Annotated in this window: 14 protein-coding genes; 3 read left to right on the forward strand and 11 right to left on the reverse strand. The window is 56.5% G+C overall.

The window, feature by feature from the left end; genetic code table 11:
- Nucleotides 1-57: 57 nt before the first annotated feature.
- The 4 genes from ACR0LF_RS09010 to ACR0LF_RS09025 are packed head-to-tail and all read right to left on the reverse strand — an operon-like array spanning nucleotide 58 to nucleotide 6,302.
- Complete coding sequence (locus ACR0LF_RS09010) at nucleotides 58-1,332, reverse strand: bifunctional folylpolyglutamate synthase/dihydrofolate synthase (RefSeq protein ID WP_480576602.1); 1,275 nt, start codon at nucleotides 1,330-1,332, stop codon at nucleotides 58-60.
- Nucleotides 1,329-2,258, reverse strand: coding sequence for an acetyl-CoA carboxylase, carboxyltransferase subunit beta (gene accD, locus ACR0LF_RS09015; protein ID WP_480576598.1), 930 nt, complete (start codon nucleotides 2,256-2,258; stop codon nucleotides 1,329-1,331). Before accD ends, ACR0LF_RS09010 begins: the two co-directional genes overlap by 4 nt.
- Nucleotides 2,259-2,317: 59 nt before the next feature.
- Nucleotides 2,318-3,202: a CPBP family intramembrane glutamic endopeptidase gene (locus ACR0LF_RS09020; protein ID WP_480576595.1), complete on the reverse strand. Its 885-nt coding sequence runs from the start codon at nucleotides 3,200-3,202 to the stop codon at nucleotides 2,318-2,320.
- Nucleotides 3,195-6,302 (reverse strand): ABC transporter transmembrane domain-containing protein, encoded by a 3,108-nt coding sequence (locus tag ACR0LF_RS09025; RefSeq protein WP_480576592.1) that lies wholly within the window; start codon nucleotides 6,300-6,302, stop codon nucleotides 3,195-3,197. The genes ACR0LF_RS09020 and ACR0LF_RS09025 overlap by 8 nt, the downstream gene beginning before the upstream one ends.
- A gap of 250 nt (nucleotides 6,303-6,552) precedes the next feature.
- Here ACR0LF_RS09025 and ACR0LF_RS09030 point away from each other — a divergent pair, with 250 nt between their 5' ends.
- The 3 genes from ACR0LF_RS09030 (at nucleotide 6,553) to ACR0LF_RS09040 (ending at nucleotide 9,290) form a co-directional block, all read left to right on the forward strand.
- Nucleotides 6,553-7,314 carry a DUF6478 family protein gene (locus ACR0LF_RS09030; protein WP_480576589.1) on the forward strand — a complete coding sequence of 254 codons (762 nt, stop codon included), beginning with the start codon at nucleotides 6,553-6,555 and terminating at the stop codon, nucleotides 7,312-7,314.
- An 11-nt stretch (nucleotides 7,315-7,325) separates the two neighbouring features.
- Nucleotides 7,326-7,685, forward strand: a complete 360-nt coding sequence (locus tag ACR0LF_RS09035) for a hypothetical protein (RefSeq protein WP_480576586.1) — start codon at nucleotides 7,326-7,328, stop codon at nucleotides 7,683-7,685.
- 78 nt (nucleotides 7,686-7,763) lie between these two features.
- The gene (locus ACR0LF_RS09040; protein ID WP_480576583.1) at nucleotides 7,764-9,290 is read left to right on the forward strand and encodes an MFS transporter; all 1,527 of its coding nucleotides are present in this window, start codon (nucleotides 7,764-7,766) and stop codon (nucleotides 9,288-9,290) included.
- 43 nt (nucleotides 9,291-9,333) lie between these two features.
- Here the strand turns inward: ACR0LF_RS09040 and ACR0LF_RS09045 are convergent, their stop codons facing one another.
- The 7 genes from ACR0LF_RS09045 to ACR0LF_RS09075 form a co-directional block, all read right to left on the reverse strand.
- On the reverse strand, nucleotides 9,334-10,674 hold the full coding sequence (locus ACR0LF_RS09045; protein ID WP_480576580.1) for a S41 family peptidase: 1,341 nt from the start codon (nucleotides 10,672-10,674) through the stop codon (nucleotides 9,334-9,336).
- Between the two features lie 6 nt (nucleotides 10,675-10,680).
- Entirely contained in the window at nucleotides 10,681-11,811 is a 1,131-nt protein-coding gene (locus ACR0LF_RS09050; protein ID WP_480576576.1) for a murein hydrolase activator EnvC family protein, read from the reverse strand.
- Nucleotides 11,808-13,325, reverse strand: coding sequence for a 2,3-bisphosphoglycerate-independent phosphoglycerate mutase (gpmI, locus tag ACR0LF_RS09055; RefSeq protein ID WP_480576573.1), 1,518 nt, complete (start codon nucleotides 13,323-13,325; stop codon nucleotides 11,808-11,810). The genes ACR0LF_RS09050 and gpmI overlap by 4 nt, the downstream gene beginning before the upstream one ends.
- An 86-nt stretch (nucleotides 13,326-13,411) precedes the next feature.
- Nucleotides 13,412-15,082, reverse strand: a complete 1,671-nt coding sequence (locus tag ACR0LF_RS09060) for a sulfatase-like hydrolase/transferase (protein WP_480576569.1) — start codon at nucleotides 15,080-15,082, stop codon at nucleotides 13,412-13,414.
- A gap of 71 nt (nucleotides 15,083-15,153) precedes the next feature.
- Nucleotides 15,154-15,390 carry a (Na+)-NQR maturation NqrM gene (nqrM, locus tag ACR0LF_RS09065; protein WP_480576566.1) on the reverse strand — a complete coding sequence of 79 codons (237 nt, stop codon included), beginning with the start codon at nucleotides 15,388-15,390 and terminating at the stop codon, nucleotides 15,154-15,156.
- A gap of 14 nt (nucleotides 15,391-15,404) precedes the next feature.
- On the reverse strand, nucleotides 15,405-16,430 hold the full coding sequence (locus tag ACR0LF_RS09070) for an FAD:protein FMN transferase (protein ID WP_480576563.1): 1,026 nt from the start codon (nucleotides 16,428-16,430) through the stop codon (nucleotides 15,405-15,407).
- Between the two features lie 66 nt (nucleotides 16,431-16,496).
- A complete protein-coding gene (locus ACR0LF_RS09075) occupies nucleotides 16,497-16,682 on the reverse strand; it encodes a hypothetical protein (protein ID WP_480576560.1) in 186 nt (61 codons plus the stop codon).
- Nucleotides 16,683-16,718: the final 36 nt, after the last annotated feature.

Below are 16,718 nucleotides of genomic sequence, written 5' to 3' on the forward strand. Positions count from 1 at the left end.
CGCTGTGCTGCTTGCTGCCCTGGGATGTTTTCAGCGAGGCCGAGGCACGGGGCGCACCTAGGCGTTTTCCCTCAGAATATTCCCGGCCAGATAGAGCGAGCCGCAGATCAGGACGCGCGCTTGCGGGTCTTTTTCCGTGATCACATTTAACGCATCCGCGACACTGTCAGCGGTGGATGCAGAAAGGTTTACCTTGGCGGCTGCGGCGGCGGTCTCTTCCGCGCTGAGCGTCGCAGATTCCCCCGGGATCGAGACCGCAGTAAGGCTTGCGGCCTTCTCGGCCAATGGGGCGAGGTACCCGGTGACATCTTTGGTATTGAGCATTCCACAGATCATGTGGGTGTTTTTTTGCGGCAGCTTTGCCAGCACATCCGCCAGAGCAATACCTGCGGCGGCATTATGGCCACCGTCCAACCACAGCTCAACCTCAGGGGCCTGATCGATAAGCGGGCCGGATTTCAGACGCTGCATACGCGCAGGCCATTCGGCCCCGGTCACGGCGGCTTCATAAGCAGTGTCGCCCATGTCCAGATGGCGCAGAACGGCCAAGGCCGCCCCTGCGTTCTGATACTGATGTGCACCAAGCAAGTTGGGCAAGGGCAGATCACGCAGGCCGGTTTCGTCCAGATAGATCAGGCGCCCGTTTTCTTCATGCACATGCCAGTGCTGTCCGTGGACCAGCAATGGCGCGCCCAATCGGGCGGCTGTGTACTCAATGACCTCTAGCGCTTCGTCCTGCTGCGGGCCAACAACGCAAGGGACGCCGGGCTTGATGATACCGGCCTTTTCAGCCGCGATCTTGCCCAAGGTATCCCCCAGAAATTGTTCGTGATCGATGGAAACCGGCGTAATCACTGTCACTACCGGGCGTTCGATGACGTTTGTAGCGTCCAGACGCCCACCGAGGCCGACTTCGAGCAGTGTGTAATCTGCCTTGGCTCGCGCGAAAGCAAGCAGGGCGGCGCATGTGGTGATTTCGAAATAGGTGATGTTTTCACCACCATTGGCGGCGTAGCATTCATCCAGAACCGCAGACAGATCAGGTTCCGAAATCAGCTCTCCGGCAAGACGGATCCGTTCATGAAACCGCGCCAAATGAGGCGACGTATACGCGTGCACCGCGTGCCCTGCCCCCTCGAGCCCCGCTCGGATCATGGCTTGGGTCGAGCCTTTGCCATTGGTTCCGGCAATATGAATGACCGGCGGCATTTTAAGCTGAGGATTATCCAGTGCGGCCAGCAAACGCCAGACGCGGTCCAAGGTCAGATCGATGATCTTGGGATGCAGCGCCATCATTCGGTCGAGGATGGCGTCAGATGTCGGGGCGGTCATTGCTGACTTGTCTCTTCAACAGCGGCTTCTTCTGCGTCTACTGGTTCTGGCGCGGGCAGATCGCCCATGATCGCCGGGGGCTGGTTCATCAGCATCCGCGTGATTGTAATCAGTTCATCCCGCATTTTCGTACGCTTCGTGACCCGGTCCAGCATACCGTGATCCAGCAGATATTCGGCACGTTGGAACCCTTCGGGCAGCTTTTCTCGAATCGTCTGTTCGATCACACGGGGACCGGCAAAGCAGATCAGCGCGTTGGGTTCCGAGATGTGGACGTCGCCCAGCATCGCGTATGACGCCGTTACGCCGCCGGTGGTCGGGTGCGTCAACACGACGATGTAGGGCAGGTTCGCTTCTTTCAGCATCTCGACGGCTACGGTCGTACGCGGCATCTGCATCAGGCTAAGGATGCCTTCCTGCATCCGGGCGCCACCGGCAGCGGAAAACAGGATCAGCGGGCGCTTGAGCTTTACCGCCTCTTGCGCAGCCGCGATGATCGCGTTGCCCACATACATCCCCATCGAACCGCCCATAAAGGAAAAGTCCTGCGCAGCAGCAACAATCGGGGTGCGACCGATTTCGCCCTGTACAACTAGCATCGCTTCTTTTTCGCCGGTTTTTTTCTGCGCGGCTTTCATGCGGTCAGGGTATTTCTTCTGATCGCGGAAATGCAGCGGATCGTCTTTGGGGGACGGGACTTCGACCTCGGTGAAAATACCGCCGTCGAACAGGTGTTTGAACCTCTCGCGCGGAGTTATCGCCATATGGTGGTCGCATTGGGTGCAGACATTCTGGTTCTCTGCCAACTCGCGGTGGAACAGCATCGTTCCGCACTCGTCACATTTGTGCCAGAGGTTTTCAGGCACTTCGCGGCGCGAGAAGATCGAGTTGATCCGGGGGCGGACGTAGTTTGTGATCCAGTTCATGTCGGAACCTTGCTTGAGCGGTGTTGACGTCAAATAAGACGCCACGGAAGGAAATGCAATCAACGCCTGAGCGCAAGCCGCGCAGCCAGCCAGCAAACAAACATTACCGCCAAATCGACGATCAGCCAGGGACGAAGCTGTTCGGTATCGGACGTATCGAACGGCAGGGTAAAAAGGGCCAGTCCATCCAGGTTGTCAGGTAGCGACAAGAACAGCAAAGCGATTAAGTTATTGAAGAAATGCAAGGCGATAGCAGGGCCCAAAGTCCCCGCCCTCGCCGTCAGATCTGATGTCAGCAGGCCGAATACGCAGGCCCAAAGCGCGATCAGAAGTGCATTTTCCCCCGCCATTTCGGGCGTGTAATGACCGGCGGCAAACAGGATGGACGGCACACCCATCCAAATGACAGGAGATTGGAACCGGGCCGCAAGGGTTTGCTGAATGTATCCGCGAAACAACACTTCTTCGGCGCTGGTCTGCACCAGAACCGCCAAAGCCGAAACCGGCAACAGAAGCAGCCACATCGACAATGGCAGGTTCTGTGTCAGTGACCCACCCAAGCCATATGGTGGCAACAAGGCTCCAACTGCGCCCAAAATCAGCAATGCTTTCAACACCTTCAGGAATTGAGCCACGGCCAATCTGCGTTCACCTATGATGGATCGCAAAGACCGGTGCTGAACCTGCCGCGCCGAGACCGCGACACCAAGAGTGATGAATGCGAAACTGGCCAACAGCAGCAGTAGCGCCAGAGGTGTGCTGCCCGTCATTAGGTTCTGAGCCCAGCTTTCGGGGCCCAAACCTGCAATCACGGCAAAAAACACCATATTCAGAATGCTGACCAACACGGCGATCAAAAGCAGCCCAAGCAACAAACGCCAGATTTCGGGTCTGGCACGCGCGCTTTCGACCAGAAGCAAATGGGCGGAATAGGCTTTAGGCATTTCTGTCCTGACCTTCCGGATTCAACTCATCCGCTATAGATGGCAACATTTCCTCAGGGTTCTGTGCCACGTTGATTCTGCCGGCAAGCGTCGTCAGATACCCAGCAACCGTCCGCAGCAATTGTGTTGCAACAGTCGCATCGCTTTCGACAACCGCGCGCAGCTCTTCCGCGCCGATGCGCAGAAAACTGCAGTTTTCGGTTGCAACCAGATCCAATTGCCTTGTTTCTCCGGTGATGATGGACAAGTCTCCGATGAGCCGCCCGGGCTCAATGATTGAAATGGGGCGCTTTGTTCCATCTTCGTTGGACCAGTCCAATCTGGCTTGGCCCGAGATGCACAGATAGGCCGCGTCCGGTGCCTGCCCCCGCGAAAAAATGACCTGCCCCGCCGCCACTTCGTACCATTGCGCCGAAAAGGCAAGCAGTCGCTGGTTTCGGCCATCCAGCCCCGAGAACAGCTCGGTTGTAGACAAAATCTCAAGCTTGCGGCTCAGGTCATCCGGCGCGCTGTCCTCTTGTTCGGGTTTGCTGCGCGAGACGCCATCGATGCGACCGTCCTTGATTTCCACGAACAGGTCGTAGGCTTCTGGGTGGGCAAAGTGATCCTCCATGAAGATCATGATGGAGTCTGGCAGCAGTTCACGCAGTTTCAAACGGGTTCGCAACCGGCTTTCGGAATCATGGCTGGCCAAAGCCTTGTCCAGAATCAGGACGTCAGGGCGTTTGATCCCGGCCCGAGAGAACGCGGCACGCTCCTGAAAGACGGTGGGCAGATTGTTCCCGCCCAGACCCGATGGCAGATCATAAATAATGGCGGCGGCCCGGCGGCGCAAACCGGCCTCGTTCATGGCTTCGGCGACAACGTTTTCGATGTCGTCCGCATGTGCACCCGCCATCAACGACACCCGGCCATAGATCGCATTTTCGATCACGGTCAGGCGCGGTACATAGACATCCGGAGCCACCGACATGAACATACCGCCCATCGCACCACGCAGCCGCTCGGCTTGGGTTTTGCGGATGGACAGGATTTTGTCCTTGTGTTCTTCCGGGAAGTCAGGGCCGATCTGTTCTGCAGTCAGTAGGAACGGCACCGTCAGCAGCATGGCACGTTCCTGATCGCTAAGCGCTGCCTCGCCTTTGGCCTTGCGACGCTCTTCAATGTCCAGAAGCTGGTGATACATGTCCTTCGACATCCCAAGCCTCAGGAAAAGGGGGTGATCTGCACCGTCCCGCCCGAAGGTTTTACTGAGCGTATCGATAACGGCGTTGGAGATACCGATCACATCATCCACCAGATCGTGAGCGCTGAGCAACCGCACGAACCGTTTGTCACCCGCTAATATGTCAGGAGAGATGTCCCGCGACGGTGCAGCAAACAACAGGTTGCCACCTAACGGGACTGCCGGGTTAAAGCGGTCAGGATCGAACCGGTAGACATAGCGATCTAGACCCTTTTCTTTCAAACGCTCCGCTATGACCTCTCGTAGATTTACAACCTCCTGAGCCAAGACCGGGTGAATCTCGGGGTTGAACTGCGTCCGCAAAGTGCGACGGAACATAAACTCGTCGATGCCCATCGCCTCGACAAGTTGGAACCACCAGTCACGTATGTCTTCGATATCATCCAGACCGGCAAGACCCGGATCAATCCATTCATCTTCCAGAGAATCCGGAGAATTTCCGGAACGCACGGCTTCGATTTGTCTTCGGGTAGGCACTTTGGCTGTGTCTGCCGGATGCATCGGGTGGGTACGCAAAGGCATCATGAGGTTGTCGCCCAGCGTCCCGTCAAACAGGTAAGGGCGCGAGTAGGCATAGCCAATTCTGGCCGCAATAACGGATTGGTGCAGGTCATGCAGATTATGTCCGGCCATGATCACGTCACCTTGAACCGGCAGCACTTCGCGGGTCAAAAGCTGACCCAATGCGCTGCGCTCCGACGCGTGAGTTGATTGAATTGCAACGCGCGCGCCACGGGGAATGGTCAGATCGATATCTTCCAGAATGGTTTTGCCCTCACCGTCGCGAACCGTCACATTGCGCAGCTCAATGTTACCGTTCAAACGCGGAATGGATTCAGGTTCACCAACGAAAAGTTCTTCCGGTATCATGCTGTCCGGGGCGAACCTTTCGGTGACAATCTCCCACCGCAGGGACATGTCCTGCACCTGGTTGTAATAGGTCAACAAATCCTTCCACGGGCCGCTCAGATCCTTGTATGCGCCCAAAGCAGCGACCAGAGCACCCACAGTCACCTCACCCGTGATCGCCAGATACCCGCCTACCGAATAAAACAGAAAGGGTGTCATCTGAGTGATCAGATTGTTGAGGAACTTCATAAAGAACTTCTTGTTGTAGATCTTGAAACGGATCTCGAACAGGGTTCCCAGCCGATGGCTGAATTGCGCCAGACGGTAGCGCCAGCCGCCATTGGTACGCAGATCGCTTATGCCCGCCGCACTTTCACCGATTTCCGAACTCAGGCGGCGGACTTCCTGAATACGGTCTTTGTTCAACAGGTTGATTTGCCGCTGAAGTTTGGGGATCAACCAGGCCTGAAGCGGGATCAGCGCGATGCTTGCCAAGCCAAACCAAACGCTCTGCATGAACAAAAAGGTGACAATGGTCATCATCTGGCCGAACTGGAATACCGGCTGTGCGATGGCATCGCCCATCAATCCGCCCATCGGCTCGGCCTCGGACGTGATCATCGACACCAGCTCACCCTGGCTGGTGGTCGCAAAATAGGACTTGGGAAAGCGCATCGACCGATGGATCAGCGTAAATCGCAGGCGTCGCAGCATACGTTCGGCAAGAACACCTTTCATCGTATTGATGCGCATCTTCATCAGGCCGCTGGCGATCACGGTGGCCAGGAAGGCAAAGCACAATATCATCAGATACTGCACCTGCGTTACAGTGATTCCCCAGATCGTCACCGTGTCGCCCGGTGCACCGATGGCATCGTTGATGATCTGTTTGGGCAGTTCCAGCGAGGCGTATAGAAACGGGAATGACAAGACCGTCAGAACCAACAAAACAAGCTGCTGTTTTTTTGAGTACTTCCAAATGAAGGAAAATAGAGTGGGCTCCATAACCTGGCCTTATCATTAGCTAAACTGTTGTGTGGCTGTTTTGGGGTGACCCACTTTGCAGGTACCGGACGGTAAGCACTGACCCGAAACATTGCAAGAATAGTCAGGTTCAGTCCCGCATCGCGCGCCTAAATGATTTAGGTTCGGAACCCAACAATAAAACACTCGCCTTTGATAGCAATTTCGTTATTGCGGGTTTGTTCATGTTCTTAACTTTGACTAAAGAAGAACATCATCGGACGAAGAGGCCATGGGCAGGATTCTGGATCGCTATATTCATCGCAAGACTCTGGGGCGTTGGCGTCGGGCCGCGCAGCAGGCTCCGAATGCTGCGCAATCAGACTTGCGGCTGCAACGTGATCAGGCACGCAGTTTGCGCAGACATCTGGATCGTGTGATCCAGCAGGCGGACACCCGCCTTGCCCGTCCGCAAATCGGATCCATGCAGTTTTCCAAACCTGTTGGAACGGACTGGAGCTGGCGGCCTGACCTGTGGCGTGGACCTCTGACACTACCCGGCGTAGCCTCGGCCCCGCGCAAGACTGTCATGGATGGCCAAGTCAGTCTGTTTCACGACTGTCCACTGTCGGAGATTGCCGTGCGGCAAATCCGGAATCGGGGCGCGAGCGATCTGGCACCTTTCAGCCTGCTGGTCGAGGTTTTCAGTTTCGCAGGTTCTTTTCTGTCGGTGTCGGTCGAATTGCCGGAAAGCACGGCACTAAACCTGACACGCGAGCATCTCATACGCGTGGAAACTCTGATCGAATGCGAAAGGCCATCGGGCGTGTTCGCACGCCTCAACATTCAGCATGGCCCAAATATGGAGCACGTGTTGCGAAGTCTTGACCCTTCTGAGGGTACAAGCGCTGTTGACTTTGACCTCGCACATCTTCCCCTGAATGAGCGCAGGATCGAAAAAATCTGGCTGGACCTGATTTTTGAAACGCCACAGATGAACCGAATGGTCGTGCGGGATCTAACGTTTTGTCGTTTCCACCGTGCCGATTTGTGAGAAGACCAAACATGACACAAACCGCGTTAACCTTCATTCGGTTCGAAAACGGATTTTGGCACGGCTACATTCAGGCCGATAGCGAGCCAAAGCTGGACGTAAGGTATCTAGGTGAAACCCTGGGCAGTGTTAAACTGACTCCTGCGGAAAACGGGTGGGATTTGAGCGTTCAGGTGCCCATCGCCGCCTTGTCAGAAGGTGTGCATACAATTGTCATTGCTGATGCCGCTACGACCGAAAAACTGGGAAGCTTCACCATCATCGCTGGCGAACCGGCGGCAGATGATCTCAGGGCCGAAGTGGATTTATTGCGTGCAGAGCTTGATATGCTGAAACGCGCGTTCCGTCGGATTTGCCGAGACGACACCTGATCCGTACGGATTGGTTTTCCTGTCTTTTTCACCGATTTCGTGCATCATGGGCGTATTCAATACGGATCGCGCCCTGTCATGGATCGCAGCAGTATCGTCAAAGTCATCGCGTTGATGGTGACAGGATTTGGCATCGGGATCGACTTTACCGGTGCCCTGATGCTGGTGCCTGCAATCGAAAACAGCTTTGACGCAGATATCACCAGCACCCAATGGGTTCTGAATATCTATGCGTTGTTTTTTGCCATGACCATGGTCGCCGGAGGGCGACTTGGCGACATGTACGGCCATCGCAGGATGATGATCTTTGGCCTGTCGATCTTCTTGTTTTCCTCGGTCATGTGTTTTGTTTCACCCAGCCTAGACTTCCTGATCATAGCGCGCGCCCTGCAGGGCATTGGCGCAGGCTGCGTCTGGCCCTGCACCCTGGCCTTCGGGGCAACAAAAGTGTCGAAACCTGAACATCGGGCCCTGGTGATGGGGCTTATTCTGGCAGGAGTAACAACGGGTAATGTGTTTGGCCCATTGATCAGTGGACTGGCTGTAAATTTGGGAGAATGGCGATACTTCTTCCTGGCCAATGTTGTTTTCTCCTGCATTTCGATGGCCACCGCGTTGATCCTGATGGAACGTGAAACCCAGCACAAGCAGGACGAACATCTGGATCTTGCGGGAATGGGTGTTCTGTCATTCGCCGTTTTGTTGCTGCTCTACGGTCTGGACGTCGGCGCGGATTGGGGATGGACATCCGTACCGTTGTTGATGCTGTTTTTCGTCAGCGCAGCGCTTTTCATTCTGTTCCCCAAAGTCGAGAAACGAGTGACCGAGCCGCTGCTGTTACCGCAGATGATGCAGAACCGCGAGTTTCGCATAACCCTTGGCCTGAACATGTTCAACGTCTCCGCAGCCTTTGTAGGGTTGCTTTATTTTCCTCAGTACATGCAGAAAGTTCTGGGCTGGTCTACTTTTGAATCAGCTTTGGGATTGGCCCCCCTGACAGGGTTGCTGGCGGTGGGGTCGATCGTTTCAGGCACGCTCTACAACGATTTCGGCCCCAAACGTTTGTTGTTCTGGGGCTACCTGATCGCCACGATTGGGGCTGCAACCATTGTCGTGATGCCAAGTGATCTGGGGTACTTCCGTATTCTGCCCGGTATGGCGATGATCGGGCTGGGTGCGACTCTGACCGTAGGGCCATCCGGCACTGCTGCTGTGTGTGCGGTAAAACCTGAAAGGGCCGGTCTTGTCGGCGGCCTGAGTTTCATGGTTCATTTGGTGTATGGCGCAATCTCCGTCGCATGTGCTACGGCCATCATGTATGTCGTCAGCCTGTCCAAGTTGCGCGAGGGTCTGATCGCTGCGGGCGTCAAACTGACGGAAACAGAGCTGAGGGCGATCAATGGCGGAACGCTTGACACTCAGTCCGCACAATCCGTTATCAGCCGCCTGCCATCGGGTGAGTTGGACAAGGTTCAACAGGCGTTATCAGCGGCGTTTGACAGCGGCATGAGCATGGCTTTCGTCTTTTCGACCATCTCGGTCTCGGTTGGTGTCGTTCTTGCATTGCTCCTGAATGAGCAAAAGCTGCACAAGATCGAAAGCTGACGCCCAAAGAAAAAGGGCCGCGTGTTTCGCGGCCCTGATTTTGTTATTGCGACGGCCCGTTCGGACTAAAGGCAGACAGACCCTTCAGGATGTCTATGGCATAAGCCAATTGATAATCCTCTTCCCGCAGCTCTGCAGTGGCCTCGGCCTTGGCGCGATCTTCCTCGATTTGACGGATCTCGTCTTCGCTCAGGCTGTCATTGTTCAGGCTGCCGCGCAGATCGGCCTCGGACCGTGTACGGGCGTTGGTTTCGTCCTCTTCCGGTTCCGGCGCCGGGCGTGGTTGCTCGACAATAATGTCAGGGCTGACACCAAGCGCCTGGATCGACCGTCCAGACGGGGTGTAGTAACGCGACGTGGTCAGGCGCATGGCCCCGTCACCGCGCAGCGGCATGACCGTCTGAACAGAGCCCTTACCAAAGCTCTTGGTTCCGACGACGATTGCCCGACGGTGATCCTGCAACGCGCCAGCAACGATTTCGGACGCCGAGGCCGAACCGCCATTGATCAACACGACAATCGGCTTGCCTTCGGCCAGATCGCCGGGGGTGGCGTTGAACCGCTCACCCTCTTCCGGGTCGCGCCCACGGGTCGAGACGATTTCGCCTTCGTTCAAAAACGCATCCGAAACTTTGATGGCCTGTGTCAGCAAACCGCCCGGGTTGTTGCGCAGATCAAGAACGACACCATTGACCTTTTCGATGCCTCCAACTTCTTCGATCTGTTCCTGCAGCCCTTCCTGAAGGTTGGGGAAGGTCTGATCGTTGAAGGTGGTCACGCGCAGTACGACGCTAGTGCCTTCAGTGCGTGCGCGGACAGCGGTCAGCTTGATCGTGTCGCGGACAATGGTGACATCGAAGGGATCAGGCTCGCCTTCACGTACGACGGTAATGACAATCTCAGAGCCTACGGGACCGCGCATCAGATCGACCGCCTTGTCCAGTGTCAGGCCCAGAATGCTTTCGCCGTCCACGTGAGTGATGAAGTCCCCGGCTTCGATCCCGGCTGCGTCGGCGGGGGTATCGTCGATGGGTGAGACGACTTTGACAAAGCCTTCTTCCTGCGTGACCTCAATGCCCAAACCGCCGAACTCACCCCGGGTCTGCACACGCATCTGTTCGGCATCGTCCGGCGAAAGATAGCTGGAATGCGGATCAAGCGAGGTCAACATGCCGTCGATGGCCGCTTCGATCAGTTCTTCGGGCTCAACCTCTTCAACATATTGGGCACGGATGCGCTCGAAAATGTCACCGAACAGATCAAGCTGCTCATAGACGCTGGCCTTGCTTACGGCCTCCTGCGCCAGCAGGGGACCTGCGATCTGAGTTGTTGCAAGAATACCTGCCACAGTTCCGGCCAGACCGGCCATCACAAATTTCTTCATACTCGTTTATCCATCCTTGTCGGTCCGAAACCATGATTCCGGGTCCACGGGGCTGTTATCTTCTCTTACCTCTATATAGAGCGTTTCTGGGCGATCAGTTCCAGTGCCATCACCGCTTGTTGACAATATTGCGCCAATTTCCGGCGTTTCGCCGGGCATCAGGCCAACAGGGGTGCCTTGGGGGATCACCTGACCGGGTTGACCATAGACCTCTTGCAGGCCTGAAAACACGAACAAAAGGCCTGGTTGCGGTTCCAGAATGACCAGATTCCCCAGTTCTAGCAATGGCCCTCGATAACGGATCGTTGCTGCGGTGGGGGAAGTTACCAGCGCGCGCGGACGAGTGGCCAAAACCAGACCGGCACGGGTCACCCCGGCGGCATCCGCTTCACCCGCCTTGTGCAGCAGGACGCCCTGAACCGGCAAAGCGATCTGCCCTTTCTGGTCCGAAACGCTGGCATCGGTTTCAATGATCTCGCCTTCCGAAATCTCGGACAAGCCGCTGGCGAACCCGTCCAGTGTTTCGGTCGAAGATATCAGAATTGCCGTGCGCACGGGATCTTCAACAAAGCGGCGGGGTAAATCCGTGCGATCGGCGATCGCTTCGCTAAGCCGGGTTCGGGCGTTTTGCACACCGCTCAGGCCTTCGGTCAGAGTTTCCGAAGCGCTTTGCTGCAAAATACGAAGTGTCTGAACCTCTTGCAGGTCCTGTGCCAGCGCTTGCGCCTTGGCGTTTAGACCGGGTGTAACCTCGGACAACATCATTCCGGCCCGCGCCGCGCCCAACGGGCCCGAAGGATGCAATATCAGCACCGGCGGCGCGGTGGTCTCAATAGTCTGCAACACGCCCAACAACTGTGCCACATCCTTTTCGCGGGCGCGCAATTCGGCGGACAGTTGCGCCTCACGCGTGGCGGCCATGCGCAAACCGTAGCGCATGGCGGACAGTCCGGCCTCATAAGCCTGGATCGTTTGGGTCAGGGCTCGCACGCGATCCCGCGCGCTGTCGGCCTCGGTCAATGAAATCGAGGCCTGCTCCAGCATCTCCGCTGCTGCTAGCGCCGCCTCAGACGGATCGCTTTGCGCTGTTGCCGGGCCGGTAAGGGCCAGCGCGACTGCGGCGGCCAGACCCCTCATGACAGCAGGCTTTCCCCGGTCATTTCAGGGGGTTTGGGCAGGTCCATCAGATCCAGAAGTGTTGGCGCAAGATCCGACAATCGCCCGCTGCGCAACGCGGCACCTGCGGGGCCGCCGACCAGAGCAACCGGTACCGGGTTCAACGTGTGCGCCGTGTGCGGCCCGCCGGTTTCCGGATCGACCATCATCTCGCAATTGCCGTGGTCGGCGGTGACGATCATCGCACCGCCGGCGGTGTTCAACGCCTCGACGACCTGTGCCAGACCCTGATCGACCGCCTCGCAGGCTTTGATCGCGGCCTGCAAGTCACCTGTATGGCCAACCATATCCGGGTTGGCGTAGTTGGTGACGATCAAGTCATAACCCGCCTCAATCGCCTCAATGAACTTGGCGGTGACCTCGGCCGAAGACATCTCGGGCTGCAAGTCATAAGTCGCGACCTTGGGCGATTTGGGCATAAAGCGATCTTCACCCTGCTCCGGGGTTTCTTTACCCCCGTTCAGGAAGAAGGTGACGTGGGGGTACTTTTCGGTTTCGGCCAGCCGGAATTGACGCAAACCCTGTTTGGCAACCCATTCTCCCAACGTGTTCACAATCGCCCGTTTCGGAAAGACCGTGGTCATGTAAGCGTTGTGACCGTCCGAATACTCTACCATGCCCAACAACGCCGACAGCTTTGGGCGGTGGCCGGTTTCGAACTCAGCAAATCCCGGCTCACCTATGGCGCGCAGGATTTCGCGGGCACGATCGGCACGGAAATTGAGACAGAAGACTCCATCTCCATCAGCGGCACCTTCGTAACCGTTCAATACTGTCGGCGTGATGAACTCGTCGGATTCTGATTGGTTATAAGCGTGGTCCACGGCACCATGCGCGGTGCTGGCCGCCCTGCCCTGACCGTTAATCATCGCGTCATAGGCTTCCGAAACCCTTTCCCAACGATTGTCACGATCCATGGCGAAGTAACGACCGCTCACCGTGACAATGCGTGCACCTTCTGGCAAACGCTCCTCCAGCTCAGAGAAATAGGTCAGCGCGGATCTCGGGGCCACGTCACGACCATCGGTAACGGCATGAAGAGCAACCGGAACGCCAGCATCCGCAATGGCCTTGGTGGCCGCAATGATGTGGTTCAAATGCCCATGGACACCACCATCCGAGACCAGCCCCATAAGATGTGCGGTTCCGCCGGTGGATTTGACTTTGGAAATGAAGGCTTGCAGGGCCTCGTTGTCAAAAAATGAACCGTCTTCGATCGCCAGATCAATCTGGCCCAGATCCATGGCGACAACGCGGCCCGCGCCGATATTGGTATGGCCAACCTCGGAATTGCCCATCTGCCCGCTGGGCAAGCCAACATCGGGGCCGTGCGTTATCAGTGTTGAATGCGGGCAATCGGCCATGATTGCGTCAAAGGTTGGCGTATTTGCCAGATAGGGCGCATTCGCCTGCGTGTCGTCGGACAGGCCCCACCCATCAAGAATACACAGGACAACGGGCTTGGGGGTGGGCATTGATATTCTCCGATTGCTGCTCTTGGGTCACCTTCTATCGTCTGGCCGTCGGGGGGTGAACCGTCTTTGCGGCACAGGACGCAGAATTAATCCTTGAGGTAACTCTTGTATGGGTGTGCCTTGCGGTCGCGATACTTGACTGTCAGGTCCAGAGGAGCGTCGTTTTCATCGTAAACGCCCAAAACGATGCCCCTGCCCCGGCTCTTGGTGCGCATTTCGATCAATTGCTGCTCGGACCGGGTGGTTCGCTGCGATGCCCGGCGCGTCCATTTGAACAGATGTTCGTACATTTCAGCAATGACTTCAGCATGATCTGCGCTGTCACCCACATCGTTCAATTCTTCGGGGTCGTTTTCCAGATCGAACAGGATCGGCCGATGACCGCCCTCACAGTGGATCAGTTTCCATTTCTTGTTTGCAGCCATAAACATCACGGCATCCCGGACCGAAGCATCCAATATGTCGGCGATAGGCGAGGCTGAGTAGTCATATTCGCAGATTACCACGTCGCGGGGCAACTCATCTGTGGCGCCATGCAGGATAGGCAGCAGAGAATGACCTTCGAGGATGTGTGTCGCCACCTCGCCCCCGGCGGCGTCAACGAAAGTGGGAACCAGATCAATAGACTCCACCAACGCATTGCTCACTGTTCCACGCGTCGCATCGGCCTCGGGCGATGGGTCATAGATGATCAGTGGCATTTTGGTCGACGCATCGTGGAAGAAGGTCTTTTCTCCCATCCAGTGATCGCCAAGAAAGTCGCCATGGTCTGATGTCAGCACGATCATCGTGTCGTCCATCCGCCCGGTTTCATCCATCCAGTCGAACAGGCGGCCCATCTGGTCATCTGCTTGCTTGATCAGGCCCATATAGGCCGGGATGACCGCCTCACGAACATCCTGGCGGGAAAAGGTCTGACCGATTTTTGTGTCCATGAAAGCTTTGAGCACCGGGTGGGCATTCTGGCGTTCTTCATCAGATCGCACCACGGGCAGGACATGCTCCGGACCGTACATCGAGGCGTAAGGTTCGGGTACGATGTATGGCCAGTGCGGCTTGATAAAGCTTAAATGACAGCACCACGGACCATCATGCGTTTCCATGAATTCGATACCGCGACCGGTGAGGTACGGCGTTTCGCTGTCTTCCTCGGCAATGTTGGCGGCTTCGGGCGCGTTTTTCAGAAACCAGCCTGACAAAACGTTGCCATCAGCATCCAGCCCGGAATTGGCAAAGTCGTGCCACGGGTTGTCACTCTCATATCCCTTGGCATTCAGATACTTGTTGTATTCCTTCGCGCCGTCCGGGTCATAATACCCATCCGGCCCTTCGGGCAGCATTCCGTCATTCCGCTCAAATACATCAAAACCGCATTCGGCAACGCGCGCACCAATCAAACTGTCCGGTTCCAGACCCAACCGCGCCATCCCTTCAGCATCAGCGCGCATGTGGGTTTTGCCGACCAGCCAGCACTCCATCCCTGCCTTGCGCAGATGATCACCCATCGTGATCTCGCCGACCTTTAACGGAATGCCGTTCCACGATGCCCCATGCGAATGCACGTAGCGCCCGGTATATGTGGACATGCGCGAACTGCCGCAGATCGGGGATTGGATATAGGCGCGGTCAAACCGGACACCGCGCGCGGCCAGACGATCGATATTCGGGGTATGCAGGTGCGGATGCCCGTAACAGCTCAGATAATCCCAGCGAAGCTGGTCGAACATGATGAACAGGATATTCTTTGCCTTGGCCAACGCGCTGTCTCCCCAAATGTCATGGGGACTTAGTTAGCCATTTTCATCCGCAGAGCGAAGCAATACTTGCTTCAGGCTTCGCGCTCCATCTGTTCCAGCATCTTCCTGGCGCGTTTGCACTGCAACTGGTCGCGTAGCGGGCTGTCCGGATCGACGTCCTTTTGGCACACTACGCACTTGTCCGCGCCCGAAATCGCGTTCAGGCCACCGCAGCTGCCTTTGATGGTCTTACCCATCAGCATGACACCCAAGGACATGCCCACCATGACAAGGGCGAGAAGAATGAAGGCCAGAATAAAAGTACTCATCTCAACTCCACCTGTCAGTTTGATCCCAGCGCGTCTTTGAACGCCGAGCTGTGGGCAGTAATATAGGCATCTTCACCGCCTGTCACATCCCGCGAGATGAAATACACGGCAAGTTTATGCTTTTCGGCCAGATCCAGACCCTTTTCCCGACCCAGGGCCAGCATGGCCGTTGCCCAGGCATCTGCCATCATCGCATTTTCGGCCAGAACAGTCACAGACGTGGTTCGGTGCGTGATCGGGCGGCCTGTCGTCGGATCGATGATGTGTGAATAGCGCACACCATCCTGTTCGAAGAAATTCTTGTAGTCGCCCGAGCTGGCCATACCCCGATCATCCAAAGACACAATCAACTGGATGCTCTGCGTGCCCGTTTCAGGTTTTTCAATGCCAATGCGCCAGGCCTCGCCGTGCTCATTCTGCCCTTTGGTAACAAGATCACCACCGATTTCTACGAGATAATTTTCGACCCCGGCATCCTGCAAAGCTTCGGCAACGGCGTCGATGCCATAGCCTTTGGCAATCGCGGACAGATTGATGCCAACCTTAGAGTCCGATTTTGCAAGTGTTCCGGCGTCGGCATCAAGCGTCAGCAGACGGTTCTGCCCGACGCCGTTCAGCGCGGCCTCAATTTCGGCATCCGATGGCACCGGATCTTCTGGCTTGCGGGGGCCGAATCCCCACAGTTCGATCAGCGGCCCGAGGGTTACGTCGAATGTTCCGCCGGTTTTTTCGTGCACGTCATTCGCTGCAGAAATGACCAGCGCGAACTCGTCCGAGATGGGCATCGGATCAGTGCTGGTCGAAGCCGAAAAGACCGAAACCTCAGAGTTCGGATCCCAATTTGACATCTTGGCGTTGACTTCGGCCAGTGTCTCTTCGACCGCTGCAGTCAATGCGACCTCGTCAAGGTCCTCACCAATCGCCGTTATGTTGAAGGTCGTGCCCATGGTTTCGCCCGACAGACGCACCACCTCGGGTTCTTTGTCGAAAAGACAGCCGGCAAGAAGGGTGACGAAAGCCAGAACAGGCAAAAGACGCATGGGGCAATCTCCGGGAATTTCTGTGCCCGGCATATGCCAGTGCCCTGTGCCAGAGTCAAACCGCGATCAGATTTTGAGCGGCAGGAATCCAAGCATCAAAAGGCCGATCCCCGCCGGCACGCCGAACAACCAAGCACGTTTTTGCCAACCCTGCGGCTGATGTTTCCACGCCATGCGAAAATTGTGGCCACATACCACGACAAGAAAGAAGATAAACGCGGCCAATGGAGGGGTAAGATAGAGTTCACTCAAAAGCTTAATCTTCCTTTCCAGGCCCGAGAATTAGCC

It is taken from the genome of Ruegeria sp. E8 (assembly GCF_056533985.1).

Coding starts and splice junctions, on each gene's coding strand:
- ACR0LF_RS09070 (WP_480576563.1), bottom strand. CDS start 16,430: ATGCGTCTTTTGCCTGTTCTGGCTTTCGTCACCCTTCTTGCCGGCTGT.
- ACR0LF_RS09050 (WP_480576576.1), bottom strand. CDS start 11,811: ATGAGGGGTCTGGCCGCCGCAGTCGCGCTGGCCCTTACCGGCCCGGCA.
- ACR0LF_RS09035 (WP_480576586.1), top strand. CDS start 7,326: ATGACACAAACCGCGTTAACCTTCATTCGGTTCGAAAACGGATTTTGG.
- ACR0LF_RS09020 (WP_480576595.1), bottom strand. CDS start 3,202: ATGCCTAAAGCCTATTCCGCCCATTTGCTTCTGGTCGAAAGCGCGCGT.
- ACR0LF_RS09010 (WP_480576602.1), bottom strand. CDS start 1,332: ATGACCGCCCCGACATCTGACGCCATCCTCGACCGAATGATGGCGCTG.
- ACR0LF_RS09045 (WP_480576580.1), bottom strand. CDS start 10,674: ATGAAGAAATTTGTGATGGCCGGTCTGGCCGGAACTGTGGCAGGTATT.
- accD (WP_480576598.1), bottom strand. CDS start 2,258: ATGAACTGGATCACAAACTACGTCCGCCCCCGGATCAACTCGATCTTC.
- ACR0LF_RS09030 (WP_480576589.1), top strand. CDS start 6,553: ATGGGCAGGATTCTGGATCGCTATATTCATCGCAAGACTCTGGGGCGT.
- gpmI (WP_480576573.1), bottom strand. CDS start 13,325: ATGCCCACCCCCAAGCCCGTTGTCCTGTGTATTCTTGATGGGTGGGGC.
- ACR0LF_RS09040 (WP_480576583.1), top strand. CDS start 7,764: ATGGATCGCAGCAGTATCGTCAAAGTCATCGCGTTGATGGTGACAGGA.
- nqrM (WP_480576566.1), bottom strand. CDS start 15,390: ATGAGTACTTTTATTCTGGCCTTCATTCTTCTCGCCCTTGTCATGGTG.
- ACR0LF_RS09025 (WP_480576592.1), bottom strand. CDS start 6,302: ATGGAGCCCACTCTATTTTCCTTCATTTGGAAGTACTCAAAAAAACAG.